Source organism: Pararhizobium sp. (genome assembly GCF_965279435.1).
Taxonomy (GTDB): Bacteria; Pseudomonadota; Alphaproteobacteria; order Rhizobiales; family Rhizobiaceae; genus Pararhizobium.
Genome location: NZ_CBDIHY010000003.1, coordinates 576,091 through 600,901, shown reverse-complemented (window position 1 = coordinate 600,901; position 24,811 = coordinate 576,091). Strand labels below are relative to the sequence as shown.

At 60.1% G+C, this 24,811-nt stretch carries 24 protein-coding genes; 6 read left to right on the top strand and 18 right to left on the bottom strand.

What is annotated here, in order from left to right:
• Window positions 1-122: 122 nt before the first annotated feature.
• The gene (galU, locus tag ACQY8Q_RS08650) at window positions 123-1,010 is read left to right on the top strand and encodes a UTP--glucose-1-phosphate uridylyltransferase GalU (protein WP_428426216.1); all 888 of its coding nucleotides are present in this window, start codon (window positions 123-125) and stop codon (window positions 1,008-1,010) included.
• Window positions 1,011-1,074: 64 nt separating this feature from the next.
• On the opposite strand, the gene ACQY8Q_RS08645 is transcribed toward galU, so the two are convergent.
• The 7 genes from ACQY8Q_RS08645 to ACQY8Q_RS08615 all read right to left on the bottom strand — a co-directional run bounded on the left by ACQY8Q_RS08645 (window position 1,075) and on the right by ACQY8Q_RS08615 (window position 8,260).
• The gene (locus tag ACQY8Q_RS08645; RefSeq protein ID WP_428426215.1) at window positions 1,075-2,550 is read right to left on the bottom strand and encodes an outer membrane beta-barrel protein; all 1,476 of its coding nucleotides are present in this window, start codon (window positions 2,548-2,550) and stop codon (window positions 1,075-1,077) included.
• A gap of 94 nt (window positions 2,551-2,644) precedes the next feature.
• Window positions 2,645-3,103, bottom strand: a complete 459-nt coding sequence (locus tag ACQY8Q_RS08640) for an NfeD family protein (protein ID WP_428426214.1) — start codon at window positions 3,101-3,103, stop codon at window positions 2,645-2,647.
• 11 nt (window positions 3,104-3,114) lie between these two features.
• A complete protein-coding gene (locus tag ACQY8Q_RS08635; protein ID WP_428426213.1) occupies window positions 3,115-4,110 on the bottom strand; it encodes an SPFH domain-containing protein in 996 nt (331 codons plus the stop codon).
• 137 nt (window positions 4,111-4,247) lie between these two features.
• Window positions 4,248-5,282 (bottom strand): ferrochelatase, encoded by a 1,035-nt coding sequence (hemH, locus tag ACQY8Q_RS08630; protein WP_428426212.1) that lies wholly within the window; start codon window positions 5,280-5,282, stop codon window positions 4,248-4,250.
• 129 nt (window positions 5,283-5,411) lie between these two features.
• Window positions 5,412-7,292, bottom strand: coding sequence for a 5'-nucleotidase C-terminal domain-containing protein (locus ACQY8Q_RS08625; protein ID WP_428426211.1), 1,881 nt, complete (start codon window positions 7,290-7,292; stop codon window positions 5,412-5,414).
• 216 nt (window positions 7,293-7,508) lie between these two features.
• Window positions 7,509-7,832, bottom strand: a complete 324-nt coding sequence (locus tag ACQY8Q_RS08620) for a DUF1330 domain-containing protein (RefSeq protein WP_428426210.1) — start codon at window positions 7,830-7,832, stop codon at window positions 7,509-7,511.
• A 29-nt stretch (window positions 7,833-7,861) separates the two neighbouring features.
• Window positions 7,862-8,260 carry a hypothetical protein gene (locus tag ACQY8Q_RS08615; protein ID WP_428426209.1) on the bottom strand — a complete coding sequence of 133 codons (399 nt, stop codon included), beginning with the start codon at window positions 8,258-8,260 and terminating at the stop codon, window positions 7,862-7,864.
• Between the two features lie 134 nt (window positions 8,261-8,394).
• On the opposite strand from ACQY8Q_RS08615, the gene ACQY8Q_RS08610 reads away from it, so the two are divergent.
• Entirely contained in the window at window positions 8,395-9,216 is an 822-nt protein-coding gene (locus tag ACQY8Q_RS08610; RefSeq protein WP_428429716.1) for a helix-turn-helix domain-containing protein, read from the top strand.
• A gap of 83 nt (window positions 9,217-9,299) precedes the next feature.
• Here the strand turns inward: ACQY8Q_RS08610 and omp10 are convergent, their stop codons facing one another.
• The 6 genes from omp10 to hmgA all read right to left on the bottom strand — a co-directional run bounded on the left by omp10 (window position 9,300) and on the right by hmgA (window position 15,439).
• A complete protein-coding gene (gene omp10 / locus ACQY8Q_RS08605; protein WP_428426208.1) occupies window positions 9,300-9,668 on the bottom strand; it encodes an outer membrane lipoprotein Omp10 in 369 nt (122 codons plus the stop codon).
• 174 nt (window positions 9,669-9,842) lie between these two features.
• The gene (locus tag ACQY8Q_RS08600) at window positions 9,843-11,294 is read right to left on the bottom strand and encodes a homospermidine synthase (RefSeq protein WP_428426207.1); all 1,452 of its coding nucleotides are present in this window, start codon (window positions 11,292-11,294) and stop codon (window positions 9,843-9,845) included.
• 176 nt (window positions 11,295-11,470) lie between these two features.
• Complete coding sequence (locus ACQY8Q_RS08595; RefSeq protein ID WP_428426206.1) at window positions 11,471-12,118, bottom strand: alpha/beta family hydrolase; 648 nt, start codon at window positions 12,116-12,118, stop codon at window positions 11,471-11,473.
• A gap of 100 nt (window positions 12,119-12,218) precedes the next feature.
• A complete protein-coding gene (gene maiA, locus ACQY8Q_RS08590; RefSeq protein WP_428426205.1) occupies window positions 12,219-12,860 on the bottom strand; it encodes a maleylacetoacetate isomerase in 642 nt (213 codons plus the stop codon).
• A gap of 10 nt (window positions 12,861-12,870) precedes the next feature.
• The gene (locus ACQY8Q_RS08585) at window positions 12,871-13,887 is read right to left on the bottom strand and encodes a fumarylacetoacetate hydrolase family protein (RefSeq protein WP_428426204.1); all 1,017 of its coding nucleotides are present in this window, start codon (window positions 13,885-13,887) and stop codon (window positions 12,871-12,873) included.
• Between the two features lie 196 nt (window positions 13,888-14,083).
• On the bottom strand, window positions 14,084-15,439 hold the full coding sequence (hmgA, locus tag ACQY8Q_RS08580; protein WP_428426203.1) for a homogentisate 1,2-dioxygenase: 1,356 nt from the start codon (window positions 15,437-15,439) through the stop codon (window positions 14,084-14,086).
• Window positions 15,440-15,506: 67 nt separating this feature from the next.
• Here hmgA and ACQY8Q_RS08575 point away from each other — a divergent pair, with 67 nt between their 5' ends.
• Window positions 15,507-15,968: a MarR family winged helix-turn-helix transcriptional regulator gene (locus tag ACQY8Q_RS08575; protein ID WP_428426202.1), complete on the top strand. Its 462-nt coding sequence runs from the start codon at window positions 15,507-15,509 to the stop codon at window positions 15,966-15,968.
• Here the strand turns inward: ACQY8Q_RS08575 and ACQY8Q_RS08570 are convergent.
• A complete protein-coding gene (locus ACQY8Q_RS08570) occupies window positions 15,965-16,444 on the bottom strand; it encodes an Lrp/AsnC family transcriptional regulator (protein ID WP_428426201.1) in 480 nt (159 codons plus the stop codon). The two genes, ACQY8Q_RS08575 and ACQY8Q_RS08570, sit on opposite strands and share 4 nt — an antisense overlap.
• Before the next feature lie 129 nt (window positions 16,445-16,573).
• On the opposite strand from ACQY8Q_RS08570, the gene hppD reads away from it, so the two are divergent.
• Window positions 16,574-17,689 carry a 4-hydroxyphenylpyruvate dioxygenase gene (gene hppD, locus ACQY8Q_RS08565; protein ID WP_428426200.1) on the top strand — a complete coding sequence of 372 codons (1,116 nt, stop codon included), beginning with the start codon at window positions 16,574-16,576 and terminating at the stop codon, window positions 17,687-17,689.
• Window positions 17,690-17,966: 277 nt separating this feature from the next.
• Entirely contained in the window at window positions 17,967-18,875 is a 909-nt protein-coding gene (locus ACQY8Q_RS08560) for a GGDEF domain-containing protein (protein ID WP_428426199.1), read from the top strand.
• 1 nt (window position 18,876) lies between these two features.
• Here the strand turns inward: ACQY8Q_RS08560 and ACQY8Q_RS08555 are convergent, their stop codons facing one another.
• The 4 genes from ACQY8Q_RS08555 to ACQY8Q_RS08540 form a co-directional block, all read right to left on the bottom strand.
• On the bottom strand, window positions 18,877-19,161 hold the full coding sequence (locus tag ACQY8Q_RS08555) for a YciI family protein (RefSeq protein WP_428426198.1): 285 nt from the start codon (window positions 19,159-19,161) through the stop codon (window positions 18,877-18,879).
• A 2-nt stretch (window positions 19,162-19,163) separates the two neighbouring features.
• Window positions 19,164-19,793 carry an aminotransferase class IV family protein gene (locus ACQY8Q_RS08550; protein ID WP_428426197.1) on the bottom strand — a complete coding sequence of 210 codons (630 nt, stop codon included), beginning with the start codon at window positions 19,791-19,793 and terminating at the stop codon, window positions 19,164-19,166.
• On the bottom strand, window positions 19,790-20,947 hold the full coding sequence (locus ACQY8Q_RS08545) for an aminodeoxychorismate synthase component I (RefSeq protein ID WP_428429715.1): 1,158 nt from the start codon (window positions 20,945-20,947) through the stop codon (window positions 19,790-19,792). Before ACQY8Q_RS08545 ends, ACQY8Q_RS08550 begins: the two co-directional genes overlap by 4 nt.
• Before the next feature lie 207 nt (window positions 20,948-21,154).
• Window positions 21,155-23,017, bottom strand: a complete 1,863-nt coding sequence (locus ACQY8Q_RS08540; protein ID WP_428426196.1) for a M3 family oligoendopeptidase — start codon at window positions 23,015-23,017, stop codon at window positions 21,155-21,157.
• Between the two features lie 204 nt (window positions 23,018-23,221).
• Between ACQY8Q_RS08540 and ACQY8Q_RS08535 the strand changes: the two genes are divergently transcribed.
• Window positions 23,222-24,772 (top strand): sigma-54-dependent transcriptional regulator, encoded by a 1,551-nt coding sequence (locus ACQY8Q_RS08535; RefSeq protein WP_428426195.1) that lies wholly within the window; start codon window positions 23,222-23,224, stop codon window positions 24,770-24,772.
• The last annotated feature ends 39 nt before the right edge of the window (window positions 24,773-24,811 follow it).

Here is a 24,811-nt window from a genome sequence, read left to right as displayed (position 1 = left end):
TTCTTTACCATGAATGGCTGGTGTCGTCTTCCTTTGCAAAAAAATAGCAATTTTGCGTTTATTCCCTATTGATACAAACCCTAACCGTTTTAAATCACAGTGACGTGATCCTGGAGATGTCAATGACTGACAAGCGTAAAGTTCGTAAAGCCGTTTTCCCCGTCGCTGGCCTTGGAACCCGATTCCTGCCCGCGACCAAAGCCGTTCCCAAGGAAATGCTGACCGTCGTCGATAAGCCGGTGATCCAGTATGTCGTGGATGAGGCGCTGGATGCGGGTATCGAACACCTGATCTTCGTCACCGGCCGCAGCAAGCATGTGATCGAGGATTATTTCGACATCCAGGTCGAACTGGAACAGACGCTGCGCGAGCGCAACAAGACGGCAGAACTGACGCTGCTCGAAAGCATCCTGCCGGTTGCCGGCAGCACCAGCTTTACCCGCCAGCAATCGCCGCTCGGGCTTGGCCACGCCGTCTGGTGCGCGCGCGAACTCGTCGGCGACGAACCCTTTGCGCTGCTTCTGCCCGACATGATCATGCAGGCCGAAAAGGGCTGCCTCAAGGGCATGGTTGAACTCTATGAGCAGAGCGGCGGCAACGTCATCGCCGTTGAGGAATGTGCCCCCGATCAGACCCATAAATACGGTATCGTCGGCGCGGGCGAAAAGGTCGGCGACGGGTTCAAGATCACCAAGATGGTCGAAAAGCCACCGCAGGGCACCGCCCCGTCGAACTTCTTCATCAACGGCCGCTACATCCTGCAGCCGGAAATCTTTTCGATCCTGGCAACGCAGGAGCGCGGCGCCGGTAACGAGATCCAGCTGACCGACGGCATGCTGAAGCTTGCGCAGACACAGGATTTCGCCGGTTACCATTTCCGCGGCAGCACCTATGACTGTGGCATGAAGGAAGGCTTCATCCTGGCCAATGTTGCGTTCGCTCTGGCGCGCGGCGATATCCGGCCGGGTGTGGAGGGTCCTCTGAAGGCCTTGCTGCAAGGCCTGAAATAAGCCAGCCGATAGACATCAAAGAGCCGGCTGACGGAATCGTCAGCGGGCTCTTCTTGGTTTTGGATCAGCGGCGCAGGGTCAGGCCGACGCCGACGCGCGCGATGTTGGTCGCCGGACCGCTATCCCGAGTGGTGCGTTCGTAGCTGACATCACCGGTCAGGGCGAGGTAGCGGTTGAGGTCCCAGGTCAGGCCTGCACCCGTCGACCAGACTCTTTCGTCATCCAGATTGCCGCCGGAGAAATTGCGCAGCGTCAGGCTGTTCGACAGCCGTGCGACGAGCGCGTTGCGCAGCTCATGGGTGGCCCGGCTGCTCAGCGTATAGACCATGGCGCCGCTTTCGCCAGCGGTCGTCGATGGTTCGATGCCGGTTGAAACGCCATAGGCTATGTTGGTGCCGCGTTGCGGTGACCAGTTGATTGTGCCGTCGACGGTAAAGCCCTTCAGATCGTCCAGCCGGCTGTCTTTGAACCGGTAGGTTTGATAACCGAGCGCGATTTCGCCATTGAGCTTTTCGCCGAGATCCGCCTCGACACCGGCGCGGGCGCCGTAGCTGTTATAGGACCGCTCGAACCCGAGCGTATCCCGGCGCAGGTCGTAGATTGATTTTCCGGCCGATGCCTCGATGAACGGAATGAGGGCCGGCGAAAGCTCGTAACCGACACGTACGGTGAGTGCGCCTGCGTTACGGTTTCTGTCTTTCAGCGACAGCGTACCGCCATTTTCGAGTTCGGCGTTGCCATAGACATAACGATCGAAATCGACCTTGGCGGAACCGCGCAGAATGCCGAAATCGCGCTCGATGCCGGCGCCGAGCGTGTATTGATCGATACCGGACTGGACGCTGGCATTGCTGATCGCATTCGGATCGGTCGAATCCTCGCGCTCGAAGTGATAGCCGGCCTTCAGTGTCGCGGTCGTCTGTTCGGAAAGGTCGAGCCTGAGGGCCGCTTCGAGATCGGCGGTCGGTTCCGTCTCGCCGGAGCCGGAAACGTTACGCTGCCATGTGCCTTCGCCGGTGACCGTCAGCTGGTGGCGCGACCAGTCGGAGGTCAAGGTGCCCTTCAGGCCGGTCTCGAGATAGCTGCGGTTTTCCTTGGAGCTGCCGGTCTTGTTGCTTTCGAAATTGTAGGTTTGGCCGAGCGTCGGTTTCAGGACGAAGCTGCCAAACCGGAGGCCCTGCGCGTCGTTGCGATCGATGTCGAGCTGCGATCGGAGCCCATCGACGGTATTTTCACGCATGTTGGTGCGGGCCATATCCTCATCGACCGTAGGGTCGTTGAGCAAAGGTTCGCCGGCATCCGTACTGATCGATCCGGTGGTGATCGCTGCATCCGGTGCAGGCTCCGCGCCGGGCAATGTTGTCCCGGGGATAGTGGCTGTGGCTGCTGTCGAAGCTGGGGTGCCGTCTGATGCAGGGAGAAGTGCCTGGGCGGCGGCGGTCTGCGGCAAAAACAGCGCACAGCTGGCCAGCAACCAAGCGGCAGTGGCTGCCGGGCGCGCGAGGGTCGTCCTCTTCGTGCGTGGATAGAATGGCGTCATTTGCCGAATGCCCGGAAATCCGTTTACCAGTGTTGAGCAACCGTAAACGGATGTGGTTAACCATTCCTTTCCGAAATGGCATTCGGCTTTATTTTCAGGCGCTTTCGACCGTCAGACGGCCGCCATTGCTGCCGATCACCTTGACGCGGGCGCCTGTTGGCAGGTCCGGTCCGTCGACGGTCCAGGTGGTGGCGCCGAGCCGGATTCGGCCGCGGCCCTCGACAATCGGTTGTTCCAGAACCGCAGTGCGGCCGATCAGGCTCGCACCACGCTGGTTGAGCAGCGGTTCGTCGGTGGTATCGCCAGAGCGGGCAAGCAACCGGCGGCCGATGACGGCTGCTGCGACGGAGAGCACGGCAAAGAACACCAGCTGCGCCTGCCAGACCCAGAAACCGGCCTCCCAGAGCAGCAGCGACAGTGCGCCGGTGAGGATGGCAGCGATGCCGATCCAGACGAGAAAGACGCCGGGCGCGACAACTTCGGCTGCCAGGAGCACGAGGCCCAGCACCCACCAGCTCCAGGGGCCAAGTTCAAGGATGACGCGCTCGATCATCAATCAGCTTCCTACTTGGCCGTATCGAACGGATTGCGGACGGGTACCGTACGCGGTGCCGGTTGGCGTGCCGGCGTATCGCCGCCGCCATTGCCGAAGACTTCGCGTGCAATCGCACCGATGCCGCCGAGCGAGCCGATCAGCGAGGAGGCTTCCATCGGCATCAGCACGATCTTGGAATTCGGCGCCGTGCCGATTGCGGCCATTGCCTCGGTATATTTCTGGGCAACGAAGTAGTTGATCGCCTGCACATCGCCGGCGGCAATGGCTTCCGAGACCATCTTGGTGGCCTTGGCTTCAGCCTCGGCCAGACGCTCGCGGGCTTCGGCGTCGCGGAAAGCGGCTTCGCGCTGGCCTTCGGCCTGCAGGATAGCAGACTGCTTGGCACCTTCGGCGCGCAGGATCTGGGCGTTGCGCGAGCCTTCGGCTTCCAGAACCTGGGCGCGCTTTTCGCGCTCGGCCTTCATCTGGCGTGCCATGGCATCGACCAGATCCTTCGGCGGCTGGATATCCTTGATCTCGACGCGGGTGACCTTGATGCCCCACGGACCGACGGCTTCGTCAACCACATGCAGCAGCTTGTCGTTGATGATTTCGCGGTTGGACAAAAGTTCATCGAGATCCATCGAGCCCATCACCGAACGGATATTGGTCATCGTCAGGTTGAGGATGGCGCTCTGCAGGTCGGAGACCTGATAGGCGGCCTCGGCGGCGTTCAGCACCTGGTAGAAGGCGACGGCATCGGCAGCGCAGCTGGCATTATCGCGGGTGATGACTTCCTGCGTCGGGACGTCGAGCACCTGCTCCATGACATTCATCCGGGCGCCGATCTTGTCGATAAACGGGATGATGATGTTGAGGCCGGGCTCAAGGGTTCTGGTGTAGCGGCCGAAACGTTCCACCGTGTAGCGATACCCTTGCGGCACAGTCTTGATGCCGGCAAACAGCACAAGGATGACGAGGACCACGAAGGCGATGACGACGATGTCCAGTCCGGCTAACGGCATGGGGGTGATTCTCCTTTTGGGTGCGTCTTGTTGTTGGATACACTCTAGGACAAGACGTGGCAGTTGGTCAGCTTATTTGCAAGAAGGCGGCCGAATTTCTCAAGCCCGCCGGCCGTTTGCCCCGCCGGGAGGGACGGCTAGATCCAGCCCTGCAATTCCCGGCGCACCACGTGCTCCAGCACCGTCATGCCACCCTCGCTATCGTTCAGGCACGGGATGTGGGCGAATTTCTCGCCGCCAGCATGGTGGAATGTCTCGGCGGCTTCCACCGCGATTTCCTCCAGCGTTTCCAGACAATCTGAAACGAAGCCCGGATTGATCACGGCGATGCGCTTGATGCCTTCCTTGCCGAGTTTCTCGACGGTCTTGTCGGTATAGGGCTGCAGCCATTCTTCCGGTCCGAAGCGGGACTGGAAGGTGACCTGCAGCTTTTCCTTGGACCATCCGAGCTTTTCGCGCACCAGCCGCGCCGTTTTCTGACACTGACAGTAGTAGGGATCGCCCTTGTCGAAATAGGATTGCGGGATGCCGTGGAAGGATGTCAGCACCACTTCCGGCTCCCAGTCGAGCGTGGCGAGGTGGCTGGTGATCGAATTGGCCAGCGCCTCGATGTAGACTGGGTCGTCATGATAGGGCGCGACCGTGCGCAAAGCCGGCTGCCAGCGCATCTTGAGCAGGGCCTTGAACGCCTCGTCGTTGACGGTCGCGGTCGTCGCGGCCGCATATTGGGGATAGAGCGGGAAGACGAGGATCTTTTCGCAGCCGTCTTTCTGCAGTTCGTCGATCTTCGACTTGATCGACGGCTGACCGTAGCGCATGGCCCAATCGACGCGGACATTCGGCAGATCGGCGAATGATTTCGCCATGATCTCCGCCTGGTTGCGCGTATAGGTGCGCAGATAGCTCTCATTGAGCTCCTTGTTCCAGATCGTCTCATAGGCCTTGCCGACCTTGGCGGGGCGTGTGTTGAGCACGATGCCGAACAGGATCGGGTACCAGAAGAACGGTGACCACTCGATCACTCGCCGGTCCATCAGAAATTCCTTGAGATAGCGCCGCATCGATACCTTGTCGGTGCCATCGGGCGTGCCGAGATTGACGAGCAGCACGCCGACCTTGCCAAATTTGACGGGCGGATGGTTCGGGGCGGTCATCTCGGTGGCGGCGGTCATGGCATATCCTGCAAGTACGGGGTTGGAGCCTCTTATACGGTAACGGGCGCCTGCGGTTCACGCTGTTCTTAAAAAGAAAAGCCGGCCCGGGGAACCCCGGACCGGCTGTTTGGCAAGAGACATATTGTCTTACTTGGCGGGAATCGTCAGTTCCTTGCCGATTTCCAGGTGCTTCGGGGCGGGGTCGCCATTGGCCTTGGCAATGGTCTTCCACAGCTCGCCATTGCCATAGACGGCCTTGGCCAGATCCCAGAGCGTGTCGCCCTTGACGATGACATGCTTGTTTACGGCGGTTGCCGCAGGCTTGGCTTCCGGTGTCGCTGTTTCCGTCGCAGCCGGCTTGGCGTCGGTGGTTACGGCCGTGTCGGTGCTGGTCTGTGTCGATGGCTCGGCCGGGGTCGCAGCGGCGATCTCGGTGATGCGGCCGTCAGTCTTCGGCTTGTACGGATTGTTGGCCGTCAGGTAGTCGGCAAGAACCGTCTCCAGCCCCGGGCCGTAATCATAGGCATTTTCGGCCTTGGTCTTGAAGACGCTGTAGCCATCGCCGCCATTGCGCATGAAGTTGTTGGTGACGACATTGTAGGTCTTGGCCGCATCGAGCGGCACGTAGGCCTCGCCCTCCTTGACCTCGACGACCGAAAGACGGCTGCCGATCGGGCGGGATTTATCGAAGGAGAACTTCATACCGGCCACCTGTGGGAAGCGGCCACCGGCTTCCTCGAGCTGGCTCAGGCCGTTTTCCAGCGCAGCACTGATGTCGGCGCCCTTGATCTGGAAGGTTGCGACGGTGTTCTGGAACGGCAGGACAGTTACTGCTTCGCCCATAGAGACATCGCCGGCGTCGATCGAGGCGCGCAGGCCACCGCCATTGGTGATGGCGATGGTCACGCCCTGACCCTTGACGCGGTCGAGCATGGCGTCGGCCACCAGGTCGCCCATTTCGCATTCCTTGGAGCGGCAGGAGTCACGGGTGCCGTCGATCGCAGCCTCCGTCTTGCCGATGATCTTGGCCTTCAGCTCCTCGATCGGCTTGCCCATCTCCGTGACGCGGGCCAGCACCGTTTCATCCGGCTTGAATTTGGAATCGATCAGGATCGGATCGCCCTTGGCGGATTTGACAACGCCGCTATCGTCGAAATTGACGACGAGATCACCGAGATACTTGCTGTAGGAACCAGCCTGAACGACCGGAACCTTGTAGCCGCCGGGATTGTCGACCATCGTCGGATAGGGGCCTTCGGCCTTCGCGTCGGTGTTGGACAACAGGCTATGGGAATGGCCGCCGACAACGATATCGACATCGGGGATCTTGGCGATGACGGTGAGGTCGCGCAGATAGCCGACATGGGTGAGCGCGATGATCTTGTCGACGCCTTGCTTTTTCAGGTCCTGGACGGCGGTCGTGATCGTATCGACATCCACGCCGATCAGCACATCGTCGCCGGGTGAGGAGATTTCGGGCGTGTCATTGGCGACCGCGCCGACGATGCCGATCTTCTGGCCGCCGACATCGAGCACCAGCGATGGCTTGATGCGGTCGATAAGCTTGGATTTGTAGCCGGCGAGAACGTTGGACGAAACGATCGGGAAAGTGGCCTTGTCGAGGAAGGTGACCAGGCCGTCCTCGCCCTCGTCGAATTCGTGATTGCCGACGGTCATGGCGTCGAACTTCATCAGGTTGAGGAATTCGGCTTCAGCAGCACCTTTGTAGGTGGTGAAGAAAAGCGAGCCCTGGAAGTTGTCGCCAGCGTTGAGCAGCAACACGTTCTTGCCGGTCAGTTCCTGACGCTTCCCGTCGATCGCCGTTTTCAAACGGGCGACGCCGCCAAAGCACTCGTTCTTGCCCTCTTCCTCGGCCGAGCAGGTGGAATCGAACTTGTTGATCGATTCAATGCGCGAGTGAAGATCGTTGATATGCAGGATATTCAATTCATAATCGGCGAAGGCGGCACCGGACGAAAGCGCAAGGATCGAGGCTGTCATCAGCCCGGTTCGCAAATGTCTGATCATGATTGTCTCCCAGTTGTGGTGTTTGATCCGTCTGCGGCGATTTTAGACGCTGGCTGTGCTCAGCCTGTGACACCGCGCTCGAACTGATGCTTTCATCTGGCGACGCTGACATCAAGCGGTAAATCGACGGAATTAACGGTAGCTTCGGGGCAGGGTTAAGATCACCGGCGGCCAACCGGCCCGTTTGAGCACGAACCGGTCTTGCGCGCGCATCGGTTACAGCTTGAGGATATCGATGGCCTGATGATTATCGTCCACACAATCGACAAGAATGATGTCGGCTTCGGAATTTCGGGTCCGCAGCGGCAGGATTGCCTGATAGGCGGGTGAGGTATACCAGGCGCGGGCGGTTTGCCGGTCGGGGAAAGCGATGATGACGAGATCGCCGGGCCAGCTGCCTTCCAGAATGTCCTTGCTGCTGCCATGGACGACGAACCGGCCTTGAAAGGGAGCCAGCGTCGCGTCGATGGCGGTGAGATAGGCGACGATGTCCGGGTTTATGGTAACATTGCGCAGATGCGCGACGGCGAAGGATGTCATGAATTGTCTCCGAAGTTTCTCTGGAAAGATCAGGCGCGGGATGCTGCCAGCCGATTGCCGGATGCGCCGCGCTCCAGTTTTGCCAGCAAGGCGACGATTGCGGCCTGACCAATCAGTGCGAACCAGCCGAGTGCATTCGGGGCGATGAAGCCACCGGCCGGCAGAAGCACGCTGGCGACAGCCCAGAGCAGATTGCCGAGGATCACCAGGTTAACTGCCCATCGCGGTGTTGACGCCATCACGGTCAACGCCATGAAGGCCGCAATCGGAAAAAGACTGAGGCCGGCATAATGCAGCAACGGTTGGGGAATGTGGGTGATCGGGCTGATGGCCGCCGACCCGGCGAGAAGCATAGTCCCCATCGCCGTGCAGGTCAGTGCATCCGCCACAAGCAGGCTCTTCAAGGTCAATCCGTTGATTTTCGACATGATATCGTCCTTTCTCTGACCGATAGGCCTGCATGGATTGCAATGCCTTGACCTGATCCTGAGACAGTTCGATGCGGCCGTCGATTACGCTGGAGGTAATTGCCAAAGATACCTCGCATCGTCATTGTCTGCCCATGTTGAAGGAACCAAACTCTGCCGGAGACCTGCTGCGGGACTGGCGTCAAAGACGCCGGTTGAGCCAGCTGGCACTTGCCGTGGACGCCGACATTTCGCAGCGGCATCTGAGCTTCTTGGAATCCGGCCGCTCGCTGCCGAGCCGGGACATGGTGTTGCGATTAACGGAGCATCTGGATGTGCCGCTGCGGGAGCGCAACGCCATCTTGGTGGCGGCAGGTTTTGCGCCGATCTATCGCGCCCGGCCGCTGGATTCACCGGAACTGGCCGGTGCCCGCGCCGTCATCCAGCGTATTCTCGACGGCCATGATCCGCATCCGGCCTTGGCCGTCGACCGGCACTGGACGATGCTGGCGGCCAACAGGGCGGTCGGTCTGCTGCTGGCAGGTGTCGCCGATCATCTCGTTGCCGGGCCGGTCAATGTCCTGCGGGTCAGCCTGCACCCGGAGGGGCTGGCCAGCCGCGTGGTGAATTTCAGTGAATGGCGCAGCCACATCTTCAAGCGGCTGTCGCACGAGATCGACGTTTCGGCCGATCCGCAGCTTGCCGCCTTGCTCGATGAACTCAAATCCTATCCGGTGCCGTACGAGGCGCGAGGGTTGCGAAAAGCTGCAAGCGTCGGCCATGCGGATATCGCGGTTCCACTCATCCTGACGAGTGAAGCAGGTCCACTTTCTTTTCTGAGCACGACGACGGTTTTTGGAACGGCAACCGAGGTGACGCTCTCGGAAGTCACGATCGAAGCATTTTTTCCTGCCGATGCAGACACATCCAGGGCGATGGCGGACATGGCCGCAACGCCTGCGTCTGAACGGCTGTAACCCTCAAAAAAGGAAACCCTCCGAACGCAGGGCCCGGAGGGTTTTGATCATCGTGGAGCCGAAGGGCTAAGGTTGATGCAGGGTCAGATCTTGCGGGACAGCGAGAACTGCGCGCCGGAATCTGTCGTGCAGTTGAGCTGTGACGTCGTCACCATGGCGCAATTGACCTTTGACTGGGTGTTGCGGACCATCGACGTCATGTTGATCTCGACCAGTTTCGGCGACAGGTTGATGTAGTTTCCGGAGGCCAGAACCTGATTGGTATCGGTTGTGCGGGTGGTGAACGTGCCAGCCGAGAACGTCGAGACGATGCCGTTCGGGTCGACCCATGCGCCCTGGACGCCAACAGGCGCCATCTGGCGGTTTTGCGGCAGTTCCCGCACTTGTCCTCCGCCCTGGCAGGAGGCCAGAGCTGCGGCGGACAGAACTGTCAGGATGGCGATCGGCTTCATATGGGTCTCCCGGAGGCTGCGCGGAAAGCTGTCTTTCGATTGAAAAAACCATGCCGTGATCAGGAGTTGAAAGCAAGAGTGAGGCGTGAGCACGGCAGGTATAATTCGATCTACAACGAAAAACGCCCGGAGATCGTTCCCCGGGCGTTCAATATTGAAGCGTAATCAGTCGGTTCAGCGAACGAGGATGTTCTTGAACTGCCACGGATCCTTGGTGTCGAGATCTTCCGGGAACAGGCCCGGACGGCCGTCGAGCGGGGTCCAGTCGGTGTAATGGCCTTCAACCGGGCCGAGATACGGCGTCTGTACTTCCAGGCAACGCTTGTAGTCGATCTCGTCGGCTTCGACGATGCCGGCGGTCGGGTTTTCAAGAGCCCAGACCATGCCGGAGAGAACCGCCGACGTCACCTGCAGACCGGTGGCGTTCTGGTACGGCGCGATGCGGCGGGTTTCTTCCAGCGACAGGCGCGAGCCGAACCAGTAGGCGTTCTTGTCGTGACCATAGAGCAGGACACCGAGTTCATCGATGCCCTCGACCAGTTCGTGCTCGTCGAGAACGTGATGAACCGGCTGCGCATTTCCGCCATTGCCGAACATTTCGTGCAGCGACAGCACGGCGTCATTGGCCGGATGGTAAGCGTAATGGCAGGTCGGGCGGAACGTGACGTCGCCGTCCTTGTCCTTCACCGTGAAATAGTCGGCGATGGAGATCGATTCATTGTGGGTGACGAGGAAGCCATACTGCGGGCCCGGCGTCGGGCACCAGGTGCGCACGCGGGTGTTGGCGCCCGGCTGTTCCAGGTAGATGGCGGCCTTATTGCCCTTCTTGTGCTTCTTGGCGTTCTTCGGCATCCAGTTTTCGTGGGTGCCCCAGCCAAGTTCGGCAGGCTGCAGGCCTTCGGAAATGAAGCCTTCGACCGACCAGGTGTTCCAGAAGACGTTGAGCGGCTTCGGGTTTTTGGTCAGCTGTGTATCGCGTTCGGCGATGTGGATACCCTTGACGCCGGTCTTCTTCATCAGCTTGGCCCAGCCTTCGCGGTCATGCTGGTCCGGCTCTTCGAACTTGATGTCGAGATCGTTGGCAAGGTTCACCAGCGCCTGCTTGACGAACCAGGAGACCATGCCCGGGTTTGCACCGCAGGTGGATACGGCGGTTGCGCCGCCCGGGTTCTTGGCCTTTTCCTTGCGCAGCGTTTCGCGCAGCGCATAGTTGGTGCGGTCGGCATTCTTCATGTTCTTGTCGAAGTAGAAGCCGAGCCAAGGCTCGATAACCGTGTCGATGTAGAGCACGTCGAGCTTGCGGCAGAGCTTCATCAGGTCAACCGAACCGGTATCGACCGACAGGTTGACGCAGAAGCCCTGGCCGCCGCCTTCGGTGAGAAGCGGCTTCAGGAGGTCCTTGTAGTTGTCCTTGGTGACATATTCCTTGATATGGCGAACGCCATGCTTGGCAAGGATCTCCATGTCGCCTGCGTCTTCGCGCGGGTCGATGACAACCATCCGGCTCTTGTCGAATTTGAAGTGGCGCTCGATCAGGGGCAGGGTGCCGCGGCCGATGGAGCCAAAGCCGATCATCACGATCGGACCGGTGATTTCGCCGTGAATCGGGTAGGTTGTTTCTGCCATTTCGCTTAATCTCCTGCGGACGGGTTCGTCTGGATATGGAGGGCATACCGTGCCTGCCCTCTGGTTGAAAGGCCCTAGAGCATAGATTTCTGTCACAATAAAGGGCGGCACGGCAACTCGGCTGGTTTGTAGCATGCGGCCGATGACAGGTTTGTGGGTGGCGGGGGAGGCCGTTCTCAGGCCGTCGGCGTTATTTCCTGCGACCAGGTCTTCACTGTCCCGGCCATCGTCTTCAGGTGGTCGGCAGCCGAGAAGCCAGAGATCGTCTTGCGCGGCTTCAGGTCGTGATCACCGTCTTCCAGCCAGAGAATGCGGATGTTGCCGGATAGCACATAGCCTGCAACCTCCTCGCGCGTTCCGAATTCGTCGCGGGTTCCCTGGCAGATCAGCGTCGGCGTTTTCAGTTCTGCGAGATGGTGCGTGCGCAGGTTTTCGGGCTTGCCCGGTGGATGGAACGGATAGCCGAGGCAGAGCAGGCCGGCGACCGCCCCCTGCGACAAAAGATCATCGGCCACTATGCTAGCAACGCGGCCGCCCATCGACTTGCCGCCGATGATCAGTGGCCCGTTGACGCCGAGCAGTGCGACGGCTGCCATGTACTCCGGGATTAGTTTCTCAGCCTTCGGCGGTGGTTTGCGGCTTTCCGATGTGCGGCGGGCGGCCATGTAGCCGAATTCGAAGCGAGCGACGCGAAACCCCTCAGTGACAAGCGCTGCTGTGGCGGCATTCATCGAGGCTGAATCCATCGGCGCGCCGGCGCCATGGGCGAGTAGGATGGTGATGGCCGCATCAGCCGGGCCGTCGATGATAAAGTCCTGATCCATGATGAAACCCGCACCCTGTTGCCGAAGCGGCCGGTATCGGCCGAGGCGATCCTTATGGCAAAAACAGTCTCCGTCGAAAAGCAACCGGACGGGCGTTAAGCTATTTTGGTGCGGCCTGATCCGGATGGGCTGCGACAAAGGCTGGGAGCGCGGTACATCTGTCGGCAATCGCCACCGTTTTCGGGCAGGCGGAGAGATCGACGGCCCAGCGCCGGGCATTGTATATTTGCGGTACGAGGCAGAGATCGGCCATGCTCGGCGTGTCCCCATGACAAAAGTCGCCGGTTGCCGGATTGTCGAGCAGGCGCTCGAAGGCTTGAAGACCTTCGCCGATGAATTTGCGCATCCAGGCCGCGCGCGCCGCCTCCGGGTCGCTGGACTGCTGCATGACATAGGCGACGACGCCGAGATTGCAGCACGGGTGGATGTCCATGGCGATTGCATAGGACAGCATCCTAACACGTTGACGCCCGAGCGGATTGGCGGGCAGGAGCGTGGTGCCCGGCCGCGTTTCCGCCAGATATTCTATGATGGCGAGAGATTGCGTCAGCATGTGACCATCGATCTGCAGCGCTGGAACCAGACCCTGCGGATTTCGGGCGAGGTGAGCCGCTTGCTTATGCTCTCCGCGCAAAAGATCGACAGGCACCGAACTATAGGGGATCGCCAGCATGTTGAGCGCGATCCGCACCCGGTAGCTGGCCGAGGAGCGCCAGTAGTCGAACAGAACCGTGTCACTCATCGAACCCGCCTCAAACTCTTTCATATTTCGTGACAGTCTGCTCGATCGCGCCGAAGATCGAATGTCCTGTTCTGTCCCTCATCTCGATGCGGACAGTATCGCCAAAATGCATGAACGGCGTGGTGGGTGCGCCCTTCTCGATGGTTTCGATGGTGCGGATTTCGGCGATGCAGGAATAACCGACGCCGCCTTGCGAGACCGGCTTGCCGGGGCCGCCGTCGAGCTTGTTGGAGACGGTGCCCGAGCCGATGATCGTGCCGGCCGAGAGCGGCCGGGTTTTCGCCGCATGGGCAATGAGCTGGCCGAAATCGAAGGTCATGTCGATGCCGGCATTGGCGCGGCCGAACGGTTTTCCGTTGAGCTCGACGAGCAGCGGCAGGTGCAGCTTGCCGCCATCCCAGGCGTCGCCGAGTTCCTCCGGTGTCACCGTGACAGGTGAGAAGGCGGAAGACGGCTTGGACTGGAAGAACCCAAAACCCTTGGCGAGTTCTGCCGGGATCAGTCCGCGCAGGGAGACGTCGTTGACCAGCATGATCAGGCGGATTGCCGCCCGTGCGTCCTCTGGTGTTGCTCCCATCGGCACATCATCGACGATAACGGCGATCTCGGCTTCCATATCGATGCCATAGGCCTCGTCCGCCATGACGATCGGGTCGCGGGGATTAAGGAAAGCATCCGAGCCACCCTGGTACATCAAGGGCTCGGTCCAGAACGTGGCCGGCATTTCGGCGTTGCGGGCTTTGCGGACCAGTTCGACGTGATTGATATAGGCCGAACCATCCGCCCACTGATAGGCGCGTGGCAGGGGGGAGGCGGCCTCGCTTTCGTGAAAGCGTATGGAGGGTTGCGCGCCGGTTTCCAACCCTTCCGCCACCTCGTCGAGGCGCGGGCCGACATAGGCCCAATCATCCAGCGCCGCCTGCAGCGTGCGGGCGATATGGCCGACCTCGGAACAGCGGGTCAAATCACGCGAGACGACAACCAGACGGCCGTCGCGGGTGGAATCCTTGAGGGTGGCGAGCTTCATGATTTTGGCTTTCGTTGTTTATTCTCAGTCGATAACAGGCATGTTTCTTTGCTGCGTTTGCCCCTCACCCTAGCCCTCTCCCCGCAGGCGGGGAGAGGGGATGACAGAGGCTGCCGCAGGTTCCTTCTCCCCGTAACGACGGGGAGAAGGTGCCCGACAGGGCGGATGAGGGGCCATTACCTCTCGAAAAATCACCTCACTTGATCCCGGGCGTGCCGTCGAACTTGCGCTCGAGCCCGTCCCAGCATTCGAGATAATTGTCCTGCAGCGTTTCGAGTTCGGCGGCGTAGCGGGTCAGTTGCTGCGGGTAGCGGGTCTCGAACATGAAGGCCATCGTATGGTCGAGCTTCACCGGCTTGAGTTCGGTGTTGGAGGCTTTCTCGAAGCCCGGCGCGTCCGGTCCGTGCGGCAGCATCATGTTGTGCAGGCTCATGCCGCCAGGCACGAAGCCCTCTTCCTTGGCGTCATATTGGCCGTGGATCAGGCCCATGAATTCGCTCATGATATTGCGGTGATACCATGGCGGGCGGAAGGTGTGCTCGGCCACCAGCCAGCGCGGCGGGAAGATGACGAAATCGACGTTTGCGGTGCCTGCCTCTTCCGTCGGTGCCGTGAGCACCGTGAAGATCGACGGATCGGGATGATCGAACAGGATAGCGCCGACCGGCGAGAAGGTGCGCAAGTCGTATTTGAACGGCGCATAGTTGCCGTGCCAGGCGACGACATCGAGCGGCGAATGGCCGATTTCGGTGACGTAGAACTTGCCGCACCATTTCACGTGCACACGGCAGGGCGATTCCTTGTCCTCATAGGCTGCGACGGGCGTCTTGAAGTCGCGCGGATTGGCAAGGCAATTGGCACCGATCGGGCCGCGATCCGGCAGGGTGAACTTGGCGCCATAATTCTCGCAGATATACCCCCGCCATGCGGAGCCTTCGCCAAGCCGCGAGACCTTGAACATCATGCCGCGCGGGATAAGGCAGATCTCGGACGGTTCGACATCCATGATGCCCATTTCGGTGAACACGCGGATGGTGCCGAGCTGTGGCACCACCAGCAGTTCGCCATCGGCATTGAAGAAATAGTCGTCGATCATGTCGTCGTTGAAGATATAGGCATGGGCGGCCATGCCGACCTGGGTCATGATATCGCCAGCGGCCGTCATGGTGCGGATGCCAGAGAGAAAATCGAGCTTTTCGGCCGGTTCCGGGATCGGGTTCCAGCGTAATTGACCGAGCGGCAGCGAATGATCGTCGAGGCACGGTGCCGATTTCCAGAAGGGGTAGCTGGCATTGGAAAAACGCCGCGTGTGGCGCACGCTCGGGCGGATGCGGTAGAGCCAGGAGCGTTCGTTGGTGCCGCGTGGCGCGGTGAAGGGCGAACCGGACAGCTGCTCGGCATAAAGGCCGTAATTGCATTTCTGCGGGCTGTTCTGGCCCTGCGGCAGCGCGCCGGGAAGGGATTCCGTTTCGAAGTCATTGCCGAAGCCCGGCATATATTGCGGGCTGTTGGCCAGCGCATCGACGGTGGCCGTCCGGGTTTTTTCCAGCATGGCTTGATCCTCCTTCACATATATGGTTACAAATGTAACTGTCTATTTTGTAACTATCAAGGAAGCCATGAGCACTGGCGATGTCATTGGTGATTTCGATCTCGAACAGTTCCTGCCGTTCCGCCTCAATCGCGCGGCGGAATTCATCGCCCTGCGCTTTGCCGCCGCCTACAAGGCGGAATACGGGCTGACGCGGCCGGAATGGCGCACGCTGGCGGCTCTCGGCAGTTCGGGCCGGATGACGGCGACGGAGGTCGGCACCCATTCCACCATGCACAAGACCAAGGTCAGCCGCGCCGTGTTTGCGCTGGAGGAGCGCCGCTGGCTGAAGCGGACGCAGGATGAGGATGACCGCCGTGCCGAGCATCTTGAGCTGACGTCAGCCGGAGCAAAGGCATACCGGGACCTGACGCGACTGGCGCGCGACTATTCGGCTGAACTGTCCGAACTGTTGGGAAAGGAGGGTTTGCAGGCCCTTTCATCGGGGCTGACCGCCGTCGAAACGGCCATGGCGAAGAAGCTGCGTTAGAGCCTGCCGCGCTGGCGCACCGGCAGTCCTTCAAAGTCTTTGAGGGTTGCGAGCACGATCGATGTTTTCACATGCTGCACGCTGTCATGCGGCAGAAGGACTTCGTTGACGAAATGGGCAAGCCCGGCCAGATCCGGTGTCACGACTTTAAGATGATAATCCATCTCGCCGGTCAGGGCGTAACATTCCAAGACCTCCGGCAGATCGGCGATCAGTGCGGCAAAGCGCTTGGAATTGTCGCGGTTATGGGTGGCAAGCGTGACGGCAATGACCACCATCAGATCAAGCCCCAGCCGGCCGCGATCCAGCATCGCCCGGTAGGTCTGGATGAAGCCTTCAGTCTCCAGCCGTGCTCGCCGCCGGGAACATTGCGAGGGCGAAAGCGCGATCCGTTCCGACAGTTCGTTGTTGGTCAGCCGCCCATCACATTGCAGTTCGGAAAGGATTTTCAGGTCATATCCGTCGAGCTGTTCCATTTGTGCGTCAATCCTCCAAATTTCGCATGATCCGTGCGTAGATTTTGCCAAACCGCGCAAGAATGCAAGCACAATGCACGGAGTTTCCGTCATCATGGCCTGAAATTATGACGTTCAGAGGAGAGAACGATGGGCCCCTTCCCGCATGATACGGCACCGACCGGCATCACCACCGAAAACCCCGCCGGTACCGATGGGTTCGAATTCGTCGAATTCGCCCATCCCGAGCCGGAAAAGCTGCGTGAGCTCTTCACCCGCATGGGCTATTCCTGCGTTGCCAAGCATCGGTCCAAGGATATCAGCGTCTGGCGTCAGGGCGATATCAATTACATTCTGAATGCCGAGCCCGGCAGCCACGCCATGCGCTTCGTCGAGGATCACGGTCCTTGTGCGCCGTCGATGGCCTGGCGTGTCTCCGACGCAAAACACGCATTCGATCATGCCGTTTCCAAGGGTGCGACGCCCTATGAAGGCAACGACAAGGCGCTTGATGTTCCCGCCATTGTCGGCATCGGCGGTTCGCTGCTCTATTTCATCGATATCTACGGCCAGAAAGGCTCGCCCTACGAAGCCGAGTTCGAATGGCTCGGCGCGCGCGATCCGAAGCCCGAGGGCGTCGGCTTCTATTATCTCGATCACCTCACCCACAATGTCTATCGCGGCAATATGGACACGTGGTGGGATTTCTACCGCGAGCTGTTCGGCTTCAAGCAGATCCATTTCTTCAACATCGATGGGCGCATCACCGGTCTCACCAGCCGGGCGATCACCTCGGCCTGCGGCAAGATCCGCATTCCGCTCAACGAGTCCAAGGACGATACCAGCCAGATCGAGGAATATCTGCGCAAGTACAAGGGCGAGGGCATCCAGCACATTGCCGTTGGCACGGACGGTATCTATGAAGCCACCGACAAGCTGGCGGCCAACGACCTGAAATTCATGCCGGGACCGCCGGAAACCTATTACGATCTGTCGCATGCCCGCGTGAACGGCCATGATGAACCGATCGAACGGATGAAGCAGCACGGCATCCTGATCGACGGCGAAGGCGTGGTCGATGGCGGCATGACCCGCATTCTGCTGCAGATCTTCTCGAAGACCGTGATCGGGCCGATCTTCTTCGAGTTCATCCAGCGCAAGGGCGACGAAGGGTTCGGCGAAGGCAATTTCCGCGCCCTGTTCGAATCGATCGAGGCAGACCAGATCCGCCGTGGCGTGCTGAAACCGGCTGCCGCCGCCGAGTAAACAGACACTTTCCCCTCAAAGGCCCTGCTGGTTGCGAACTGGCAGGGCCTTTTGCGTTTCAGGTCTGGAACATTCGGGTCCCTTGCAAAAGGGCCATCTTGTCATTGGAGGCCGGCGATACCGGTTGCAGCTCAAGCATTGTTTCGCTTTGCGACATGTGGAAAGGTTTCAGTAAGCATAAGGATTGCTCACAGGGGGAAGCCTTACATTCCGCATTAATTTGACATGGTGAACGATATGGTTGGCCCCATGACTGGGGTGAAACGGAATCAGTGCGATGGATGACCTACAGGCGAGACTGGCGTCACTGCGGGATGATACCGAAGCCTTTATAGCGCTTTACGATCAACAGGATCGCCTGCGCTATGCCAACCGGGCTTTTCGCGCCGCCTTCGCGCTCAATGATACGGAAACGCCGCTCTGGCCGGACCTGATGCGGCGTAATCATACGCTTGGCCATGGCACCGTCATCAGCGTGCCGGATTTCGAGGCCTGGGTCGTCTCCGCACAGTCGCGGCGCGGCAAGGTGCCATTCCGGGCGTTCGAGACCGATCTTGTTGATGGCCGCTGGCTCTGGATGACCGAGACCGTCAATCGCAGCGGCTGGATGCTGTGCATCGCCAATGACATCACCCATTTGCGTGCCGACGAACGCACCCTGCGGCAGGATCGCGACTTTGCGCTGAAGGCATCGCAAACGGACGAGCTGACCGGCATCTCCAACCGACGCTACATGATGGCGCAGCTGGAGGCGATGATCCGCAGCCAGCCTGCGGGAGGCCCCGTCAACGGCTGCATTTCCATTCTGGATATCGATTTCTTCAAGGGCATCAATGATCTCTATGGCCACCAGACCGGTGACGAAATCCTCTTGGACTTCGCCCGGCGCGTTCATCCCATCGTCCGGCGGCACGATTGTTTCGGGCGCATCGGTGGCGAGGAGTTCATGCTGATCTTTCCGGAGACGTCGCTTGCCGAAGGCGAATGGATCGTCGACCGGGTGCTGGAAACGGTGCGCACCGCCCGTCCGCTGCTCTCGGTGCCGCTGTTTTCCTATACCTGCTCGGCGGGCATTGCCGCCTTGCAGCCGGGCGAGACGGCAAAGGAAATCTATTCGCGTGCTGATGCTGCTCTCTACGATGCCAAGCATTCCGGACGCGACCGGATGGCAGTTGGCGCGCGCTGACCTATTGCGTCAGTGCTTCAAGGCCGGGCGCTGTCCGGGTGACCGCGACTTCGGTGATGTCGTAATCGGCAACGCCATGGATGGTGAACGGGTCTGCTGCCACGAGTGTTTCGATTTCAGCCCGTGTGCCGCGTGCGAAAATCACCCCGCCGGTGCGCGGGTTCTTCCGTCCCGATGCGAGAAAAAGACCCTTGTCATAACCATCCTTCACCCAGTTCATATGTGGGCCGATATGGCGGTTTACCTCGGACATGTCAGCCGTGTAATTCAGCGAAAGAATGAACATGGTCAGATCCTCGATAAGAGTTTGGCGCGGATGAGGCCGCGCAGCGAGTTGCCCATATAGAGTGTGCCGGTCTGTAGATCGGCCAGTGTCAGGCGCTGGATTCGGGCGCGGCGCGCGCAAATGAGTTCGGTCCGCAACACGCCGGCAAGCAGGCCGCAGACGATTGGCGGCGTTTTCAAAATGCCGGTGCCGTCGTCGAGAAAGATCGAGGTGATCGTGCCTTCGCAGGGCTCGTTCTTCTCGTTGAGGAGCAGGACTTCATCCGCCTCCGCCGCCGGATATTCGGCGCGAGCTGCCTCGTAGATGTCGCGGCGGGTGGTCTTGTGGCGTAGCAGTTTGTTGCCGGAATCAAGCCGGACCGCAGCGATCGCAACGCGCCAGACGGTATCCTCCGGCAGCGGGGAGAACGGCGCGGTGGTGATGACGATTTCGCCAGTGGGGCTGAGTGTTAGGCGGACGCGGAGGGGTGAACCTTCCCCGCGCACTTCGGCCAGCTTTTCCGCTGCCGTGTCCGCACCCGCAAAACCCAGCCGTCCAGCCGATCGTTTCAGCCGGGCCAGATGCAGCCGCAGGCGGACGATGCCGGTGCCGGGCTCCCATCGCATCGTTTCGATCAGCGAGAAATCACTCATCGGTCGATCCAGGTGTCGCCGACAGCGAAGCGAGCCTTGAGCAGGCATTCGTCATATTCGGCTTCGGCGGTGGAATCAAAGACGATGCCGCCGCCGACATTGAAGATGGCTTCACCGTCCGGAAACAGCGACAGCGTGCGGATGGCGACGTTGAAGCGCATCGTCCCATCCGGTGCGATGAAGCCAATGGAACCGCAATAGGCGTCGCGCGGACCGTCTTCGAGATCGTGGAGAATTTCCATCGCCCGCATTTTTGGCGCGCCGGTCACTGAACCGCAGGGAAACAGCGCTTCGAAAATCTGGGTGATGCCGATACCGGGCAGCAGTTTTGCACGAACATGGCTGACCATCTGATGCACGGTTGGATAGGTCTCGATATCGAACAGTTTTGGCACATCAAGCGTGCCGACTTCGGTGATGCGGGAAATGTCGTTGCGCAAGAGGTCGACGATCATGCGGTTTTCGGCCTGGGATTTTGGGTCCTCGCGCATTTCGCGGATCAGGTCCTGATCTTCCGCGGGCGTTGCACCGCGCCGGGCCGTGCCCTTCATCGGATGCGTCTCGATCCAGCCATCCTGATCGACGCGGAAGAACAGTTCGGGCGAGCGTGACAAAAGGATAGGGCCGCCAAGCGAAACCAGTGCACCGTATTTCACCGGCTGCCGCTCGATCAGCGACCAGAAAGCGGCCAGCGGATCACCGTTCCAGTGGGCGTTGATCTGCATGGTCAGGTTGGCCTGGTAACAATCGCCCTGCCGCAAGTGCTGGTGCAACCGGTCAAAGCGCTGCTTGTAGGTGTCGAAATTCCAGCTGGCGCGCGGCTCGGTGATGAACGGCTCGTTCTCGATGCGGTGCTGGGGCTTTGCCAGTGCGTGGCGTTCGGACGGGCCATCGAACACGCCGAACGACATCAGCGGCGTGCGGCGGTTGTCCTCGGCGAAGGGGGCGAGTTTATTTTCAAACAGGTGGCCCGCTTCGTAACTCATGAACCCGGCCAGCCATTTCCCGGCCTCGTGGGCGGCTTCCATGTCCTTCAGGCCGGACCAGAACTCCGCTTTTGTATGGGCGGTGATCACACGCGATGAATTGGCGAAAACAGTCGTCCTGTCTTCGCTGTCGTCCCGGAACAGGACATAGGGGCCGGTTTCGGTCATGCTGCTCACGCTTGTGTTCGCGAGAATCCTCGGGTCAAGCCCGAGGATGACGGAGAATGGAGTTGCCGCCGGAAATGGGTATGCCGACCGCAGAGTCGAAGCGTTTTTGCAGCCAGCCGAGCCCGCAGATTGTCATCCTCGGGCTTGACCCGAGGATCCATGCCGGCATCCGCAAAGCTCACTCTCATTGTCAGTTCCCGCCCAGGATTACGCCTGTCTATCAAGCACCTCGAGCTCGTCGATCAGCCCCTCCAGCATCGACAGGCCCTGTGCCCAGAACGACGGATCGGTGGCGTCCAGCCCGAAAGGCGCAAGCAGTTCGGAATGATGCTTGGTACCGCCAGCCTTCAGAAGCTCGAAATACTTCTGCTGGAAGCCGGTTTCGGCTTTCTGGTAGACGGCATAGAGCGAGTTCACCAGGCAATCGCCGAACGCGTAGGCGTAGACGTAGAACGGCGAATGGATGAAGTGGGGGATATAGGCCCAATAGGTCTCGTAGCCCTCGGAGATCCGGATGGCCGGGCCGAGGCTTTCCTCCTGCACCGACAGCCAGAGCTGGCCGATATCGTCGGCGGTCAGCTCGCCGTTCTTGCGGGCGGTGTGGACCTTGCGCTCGAATTCGTAGAAGGCGATCTGTCGCACGACGGTGTTGATCATGTCCTCGACCTTCTGGGCGAGCATGGCCTTGCGTTCGCGCTTGTCCTTGGTCTTGTCGAGCAGGGCGCGGAACGTCAGCATTTCGCCGAAGACGGAGGCGGTTTCGGCCAGCGTCAGCGGCGTCGAAGCCATCAGCGCGCCCTGGCCACCGGCCAGAACCTGATGGACGCCATGGCCAAGTTCGTGGGCGAGCGTCATCACGTCGCGCGGTTTGCCCATATAGTTGACCAGCACGTAAGGGTGTGCCGAGGGTACGGTCGGGTGCGCAAAGGCGCCCGGCGCCTTGCCGGGACGAACCGGTGCGTCGATCCAGCCGCCATCGAAGAAACGGCGGGCAATATCGGCCATTTCAGGCTCGAAGCCAGCATAGGCCGACAGCACAGTTTCCTTGGCTTCGCTCCAGGGGATCAGCGTTGTCGGCGATTCCGGCAGCGGCGCGTTGCGATCCCAGAATTCCATCTGTTCCATGCCGAGCCATTTGGCTTTCATCGCATAATAGCGGTGCGACAGGCGCGGATAGGCATCTTTTACGGCGGCAGCCAGCGCATCGACCACGTCGCGTTCGACACGGTTGGCCAGATGGCGGCTGTCGGCGATATCGGCAAAGCCGCGCCAGCGATCGGAGATTTCCTTGTCCTTGGCGAGCGTATTGGTGATCAGCGTGAAGGTGCGGATATTGTCCTTGAAGGTTTTCGTCAGCGCCTGCGCCGCCTTCTTGCGGACGGCCGGATCGGCTTCCTGCAGCATGCTGAGCGTCACTTCAAGCGGCAGTGTCTCGCCATCGACCTCGAAGGTCAGCGCCGCCATGGTTTCATCGAACAGCCGGTTGAAGGCGCTGGCGCCGGTCATGGATTTTTCGAGGAACAACTGCTCGATCTTGTCGTCAAGCTGGTAGGGCTTGTCCATGCGCAGATCGACGAGCCACGGCTTGTAATGGGCCGCGAGTGCATCGCTTTCCAGCGCTGAATCGATGATGGCGTCGTCAATCCGGTTCAGTTCCAGCGCGAAGAACAGGAGATGGCTTGCCATGTCGGTGAGCTTGGCCTGGGCATCTCCGTAGAGCTTGCCGTTGGCCGGATTGGACGTGTCGGAGAAATAGGTGAGGCCGGCAAAGGAGCCGATCTTGCCCATCAGATCTTCGAGAATTTCATATTCCCGCACCGCCGCGCCAATGCCGCCGTCGCCTGCAAGCGTGGCTGCCTGGGCCAGCTTGCCCTTCCATTTGGCCTCGAAGGCCTTGGAGAGCGTGTCAGCCTTTTCCAGGTCGCCGAGATATTCGGCTGAGGTTGCCGAGGGGTAGAGATCTTCCAGCTTCCAGGACGGCAGGTCGCCAAGTTCCGCCGCATGGGCGCCACCGGACGATGCGGCCAGGGCGATGCGCGACGATGTCTGAAAGGCAGAAAGATGAGGCATGGGCGGTCACTCTTTTTGTCGATGCAAGCCCGGATTCGGGCGGCGAAGCAAGGGTCGGATATGGGTGCATGACCTAACGTCGGCAATGGATAAAATGCAAGCATTTCTCAAAAGAGGATTTTCAGGCCTTTCTGACAGGAATGCTTCTCACGATACGGCACATGATGTGGCGATCGGGTTCTACGCGGAAAGCAGGAGGCCTTCATGACATCCCAAATTCTCGTCATCGATGACGATCCGGTCCAGCGCCGGCTGCTGACGAACATGATCGAGCGTCTCGGTCATATCGCCCATCTCGCCGACAACGGCCGCAGTGGTCTGGAACTGCTGGAGCGTAAGCGCGGACTGATCAGTGTCATCCTTCTCGACCTGATGATGCCGGAAATGAACGGCCACGGTTTTCTCGAAGCAATCGCCGAGCGCGGCATCGATACGCCGGTCATCGTGCAGACGGGGCAGGGCGGCATCGAGACAGTGGTTCTGGCCATGCAGGCCGGCGCCTTCGATTTCGTCGTCAAGCCGGTATCGCCCGAGCGGCTTTCCGTTGCGATTACCAACGCCCTCAAGATGGATCACCGCGAGAGCAAGAGCAGCCGCGCGCCAAAACGGTCGCGCAGTGGCACCGTCAGCTTCGACGATATCGTCTCGGCAAGCCCGGCGATGATCCGTGTTCTGGATCTTGCGCGCCGTGCTGCGCAGTCGAACATTCCGATCGTGCTCGAAGGGGAATCCGGCGTCGGTAAGGAAATGGTCGCGCGTGCCATCCAGCATGCCAGCGAGCGTGCCAGCAAGCCGTTCATTACCGTCAATTGCGGCGCCATCCCGCACAATCTGGTCGAGAGCATTCTCTTCGGCCACGAAAAAGGTTCCTTCACCGGTGCCACGGAAAAACATGCCGGCAAATTTGCCGATGCTGACGGCGGTACCCTGTTCCTCGACGAGATCGGCGACCTGCCGCTCGAGGTTCAGGTCAAGCTGTTGCGCGCGGTGCAGCAGGGCGAGATCGAAACGATCGGTGCCCGCCATCCGCAGAAGGTCAATGTCCGGCTGATTTCGGCGACCAACAAGGACTTGATCAATGAAGTGCGCGAAGGCCGCTTCCGGGAAGATCTCTATTACCGGCTGAACGTGTTTCCCATCGCCATGCCGGCACTGCGCAAGCGCAAGGAAGATATTCCGGTTCTGGTGCGCACGTTTGTCGAACGGTTTGCGCTGGAACAGCGGCTGGCCTCACCACTGTCGGTATCAAGCGGAGCAATGGCTCTGCTGACCGCCTATGACTGGCCGGGCAATATTCGCCAGCTGGAAAACGCGATCTTCCGGGCCGTCGTTCTGGCCGAAGGTGCCGAATTGACCGTGAAGGATTTTCCGCAGATCGCCACGCAGATCCCCGGCTATGTCGTCGCGGAGAAAACGGGTTTTACCTGGGAGGAAACCGGGCCGGCAAAGGGAACGGTCAGCGAGGCCAATTATCTACCACCGGTCTATCCGCATTTCAGCGCTGCCGAGAAGGCCGACTTGCGCAACGCAGCGCCGGATCAGCATTCCGACAACGCAATTGCCAGCGTCGATGACGGCGGAAATGTGCGAAAGCTGGCCGATGTGGAAGAGGAGCTGATTCGGTTTGCGCTGAAATTCTACCGTGGCCAGATGAGCCAGGTGGCGCGCAAGCTCGGTATCGGACGCTCGACATTGTACCGCAAACTCAAGGATTACGGCATCAATCCGGACGATCCGTTCAGCGAGGCCGCGTAAAGGCAGGGATAACGATCCGTCACGATCCGTCGTATTTGT

Bases quoted from the DNA above. Each gene is read 5' to 3' on its own strand.
- galU (WP_428426216.1), top strand. From the start codon at position 123: ATGACTGACAAGCGTAAAGTTCGTAAAGCCGTTTTCCCCGTCGCTGGC.
- ACQY8Q_RS08645 (WP_428426215.1), bottom strand. From the start codon at position 2,550: ATGACGCCATTCTATCCACGCACGAAGAGGACGACCCTCGCGCGCCCG.
- ACQY8Q_RS08640 (WP_428426214.1), bottom strand. From the start codon at position 3,103: ATGATCGAGCGCGTCATCCTTGAACTTGGCCCCTGGAGCTGGTGGGTG.
- ACQY8Q_RS08635 (WP_428426213.1), bottom strand. From the start codon at position 4,110: ATGCCGTTAGCCGGACTGGACATCGTCGTCATCGCCTTCGTGGTCCTC.
- hemH (WP_428426212.1), bottom strand. From the start codon at position 5,282: ATGACCGCCGCCACCGAGATGACCGCCCCGAACCATCCGCCCGTCAAA.
- ACQY8Q_RS08625 (WP_428426211.1), bottom strand. From the start codon at position 7,292: ATGATCAGACATTTGCGAACCGGGCTGATGACAGCCTCGATCCTTGCG.
- ACQY8Q_RS08620 (WP_428426210.1), bottom strand. From the start codon at position 7,832: ATGACATCCTTCGCCGTCGCGCATCTGCGCAATGTTACCATAAACCCG.
- ACQY8Q_RS08615 (WP_428426209.1), bottom strand. From the start codon at position 8,260: ATGTCGAAAATCAACGGATTGACCTTGAAGAGCCTGCTTGTGGCGGAT.
- ACQY8Q_RS08610 (WP_428429716.1), top strand. From the start codon at position 8,395: ATGTTGAAGGAACCAAACTCTGCCGGAGACCTGCTGCGGGACTGGCGT.
- omp10 (WP_428426208.1), bottom strand. From the start codon at position 9,668: ATGAAGCCGATCGCCATCCTGACAGTTCTGTCCGCCGCAGCTCTGGCC.
- ACQY8Q_RS08600 (WP_428426207.1), bottom strand. From the start codon at position 11,294: ATGGCAGAAACAACCTACCCGATTCACGGCGAAATCACCGGTCCGATC.
- ACQY8Q_RS08595 (WP_428426206.1), bottom strand. From the start codon at position 12,118: ATGGATCAGGACTTTATCATCGACGGCCCGGCTGATGCGGCCATCACC.
- maiA (WP_428426205.1), bottom strand. From the start codon at position 12,860: ATGAGTGACACGGTTCTGTTCGACTACTGGCGCTCCTCGGCCAGCTAC.
- ACQY8Q_RS08585 (WP_428426204.1), bottom strand. From the start codon at position 13,887: ATGAAGCTCGCCACCCTCAAGGATTCCACCCGCGACGGCCGTCTGGTT.
- hmgA (WP_428426203.1), bottom strand. From the start codon at position 15,439: ATGCTGGAAAAAACCCGGACGGCCACCGTCGATGCGCTGGCCAACAGC.
- ACQY8Q_RS08575 (WP_428426202.1), top strand. From the start codon at position 15,507: ATGAGCACTGGCGATGTCATTGGTGATTTCGATCTCGAACAGTTCCTG.
- ACQY8Q_RS08570 (WP_428426201.1), bottom strand. From the start codon at position 16,444: ATGGAACAGCTCGACGGATATGACCTGAAAATCCTTTCCGAACTGCAA.
- hppD (WP_428426200.1), top strand. From the start codon at position 16,574: ATGGGCCCCTTCCCGCATGATACGGCACCGACCGGCATCACCACCGAA.
- ACQY8Q_RS08560 (WP_428426199.1), top strand. From the start codon at position 17,967: ATGGATGACCTACAGGCGAGACTGGCGTCACTGCGGGATGATACCGAA.
- ACQY8Q_RS08555 (WP_428426198.1), bottom strand. From the start codon at position 19,161: ATGTTCATTCTTTCGCTGAATTACACGGCTGACATGTCCGAGGTAAAC.
- ACQY8Q_RS08550 (WP_428426197.1), bottom strand. From the start codon at position 19,793: ATGAGTGATTTCTCGCTGATCGAAACGATGCGATGGGAGCCCGGCACC.
- ACQY8Q_RS08545 (WP_428429715.1), bottom strand. From the start codon at position 20,947: ATGACCGAAACCGGCCCCTATGTCCTGTTCCGGGACGACAGCGAAGAC.
- ACQY8Q_RS08540 (WP_428426196.1), bottom strand. From the start codon at position 23,017: ATGCCTCATCTTTCTGCCTTTCAGACATCGTCGCGCATCGCCCTGGCC.
- ACQY8Q_RS08535 (WP_428426195.1), top strand. From the start codon at position 23,222: ATGACATCCCAAATTCTCGTCATCGATGACGATCCGGTCCAGCGCCGG.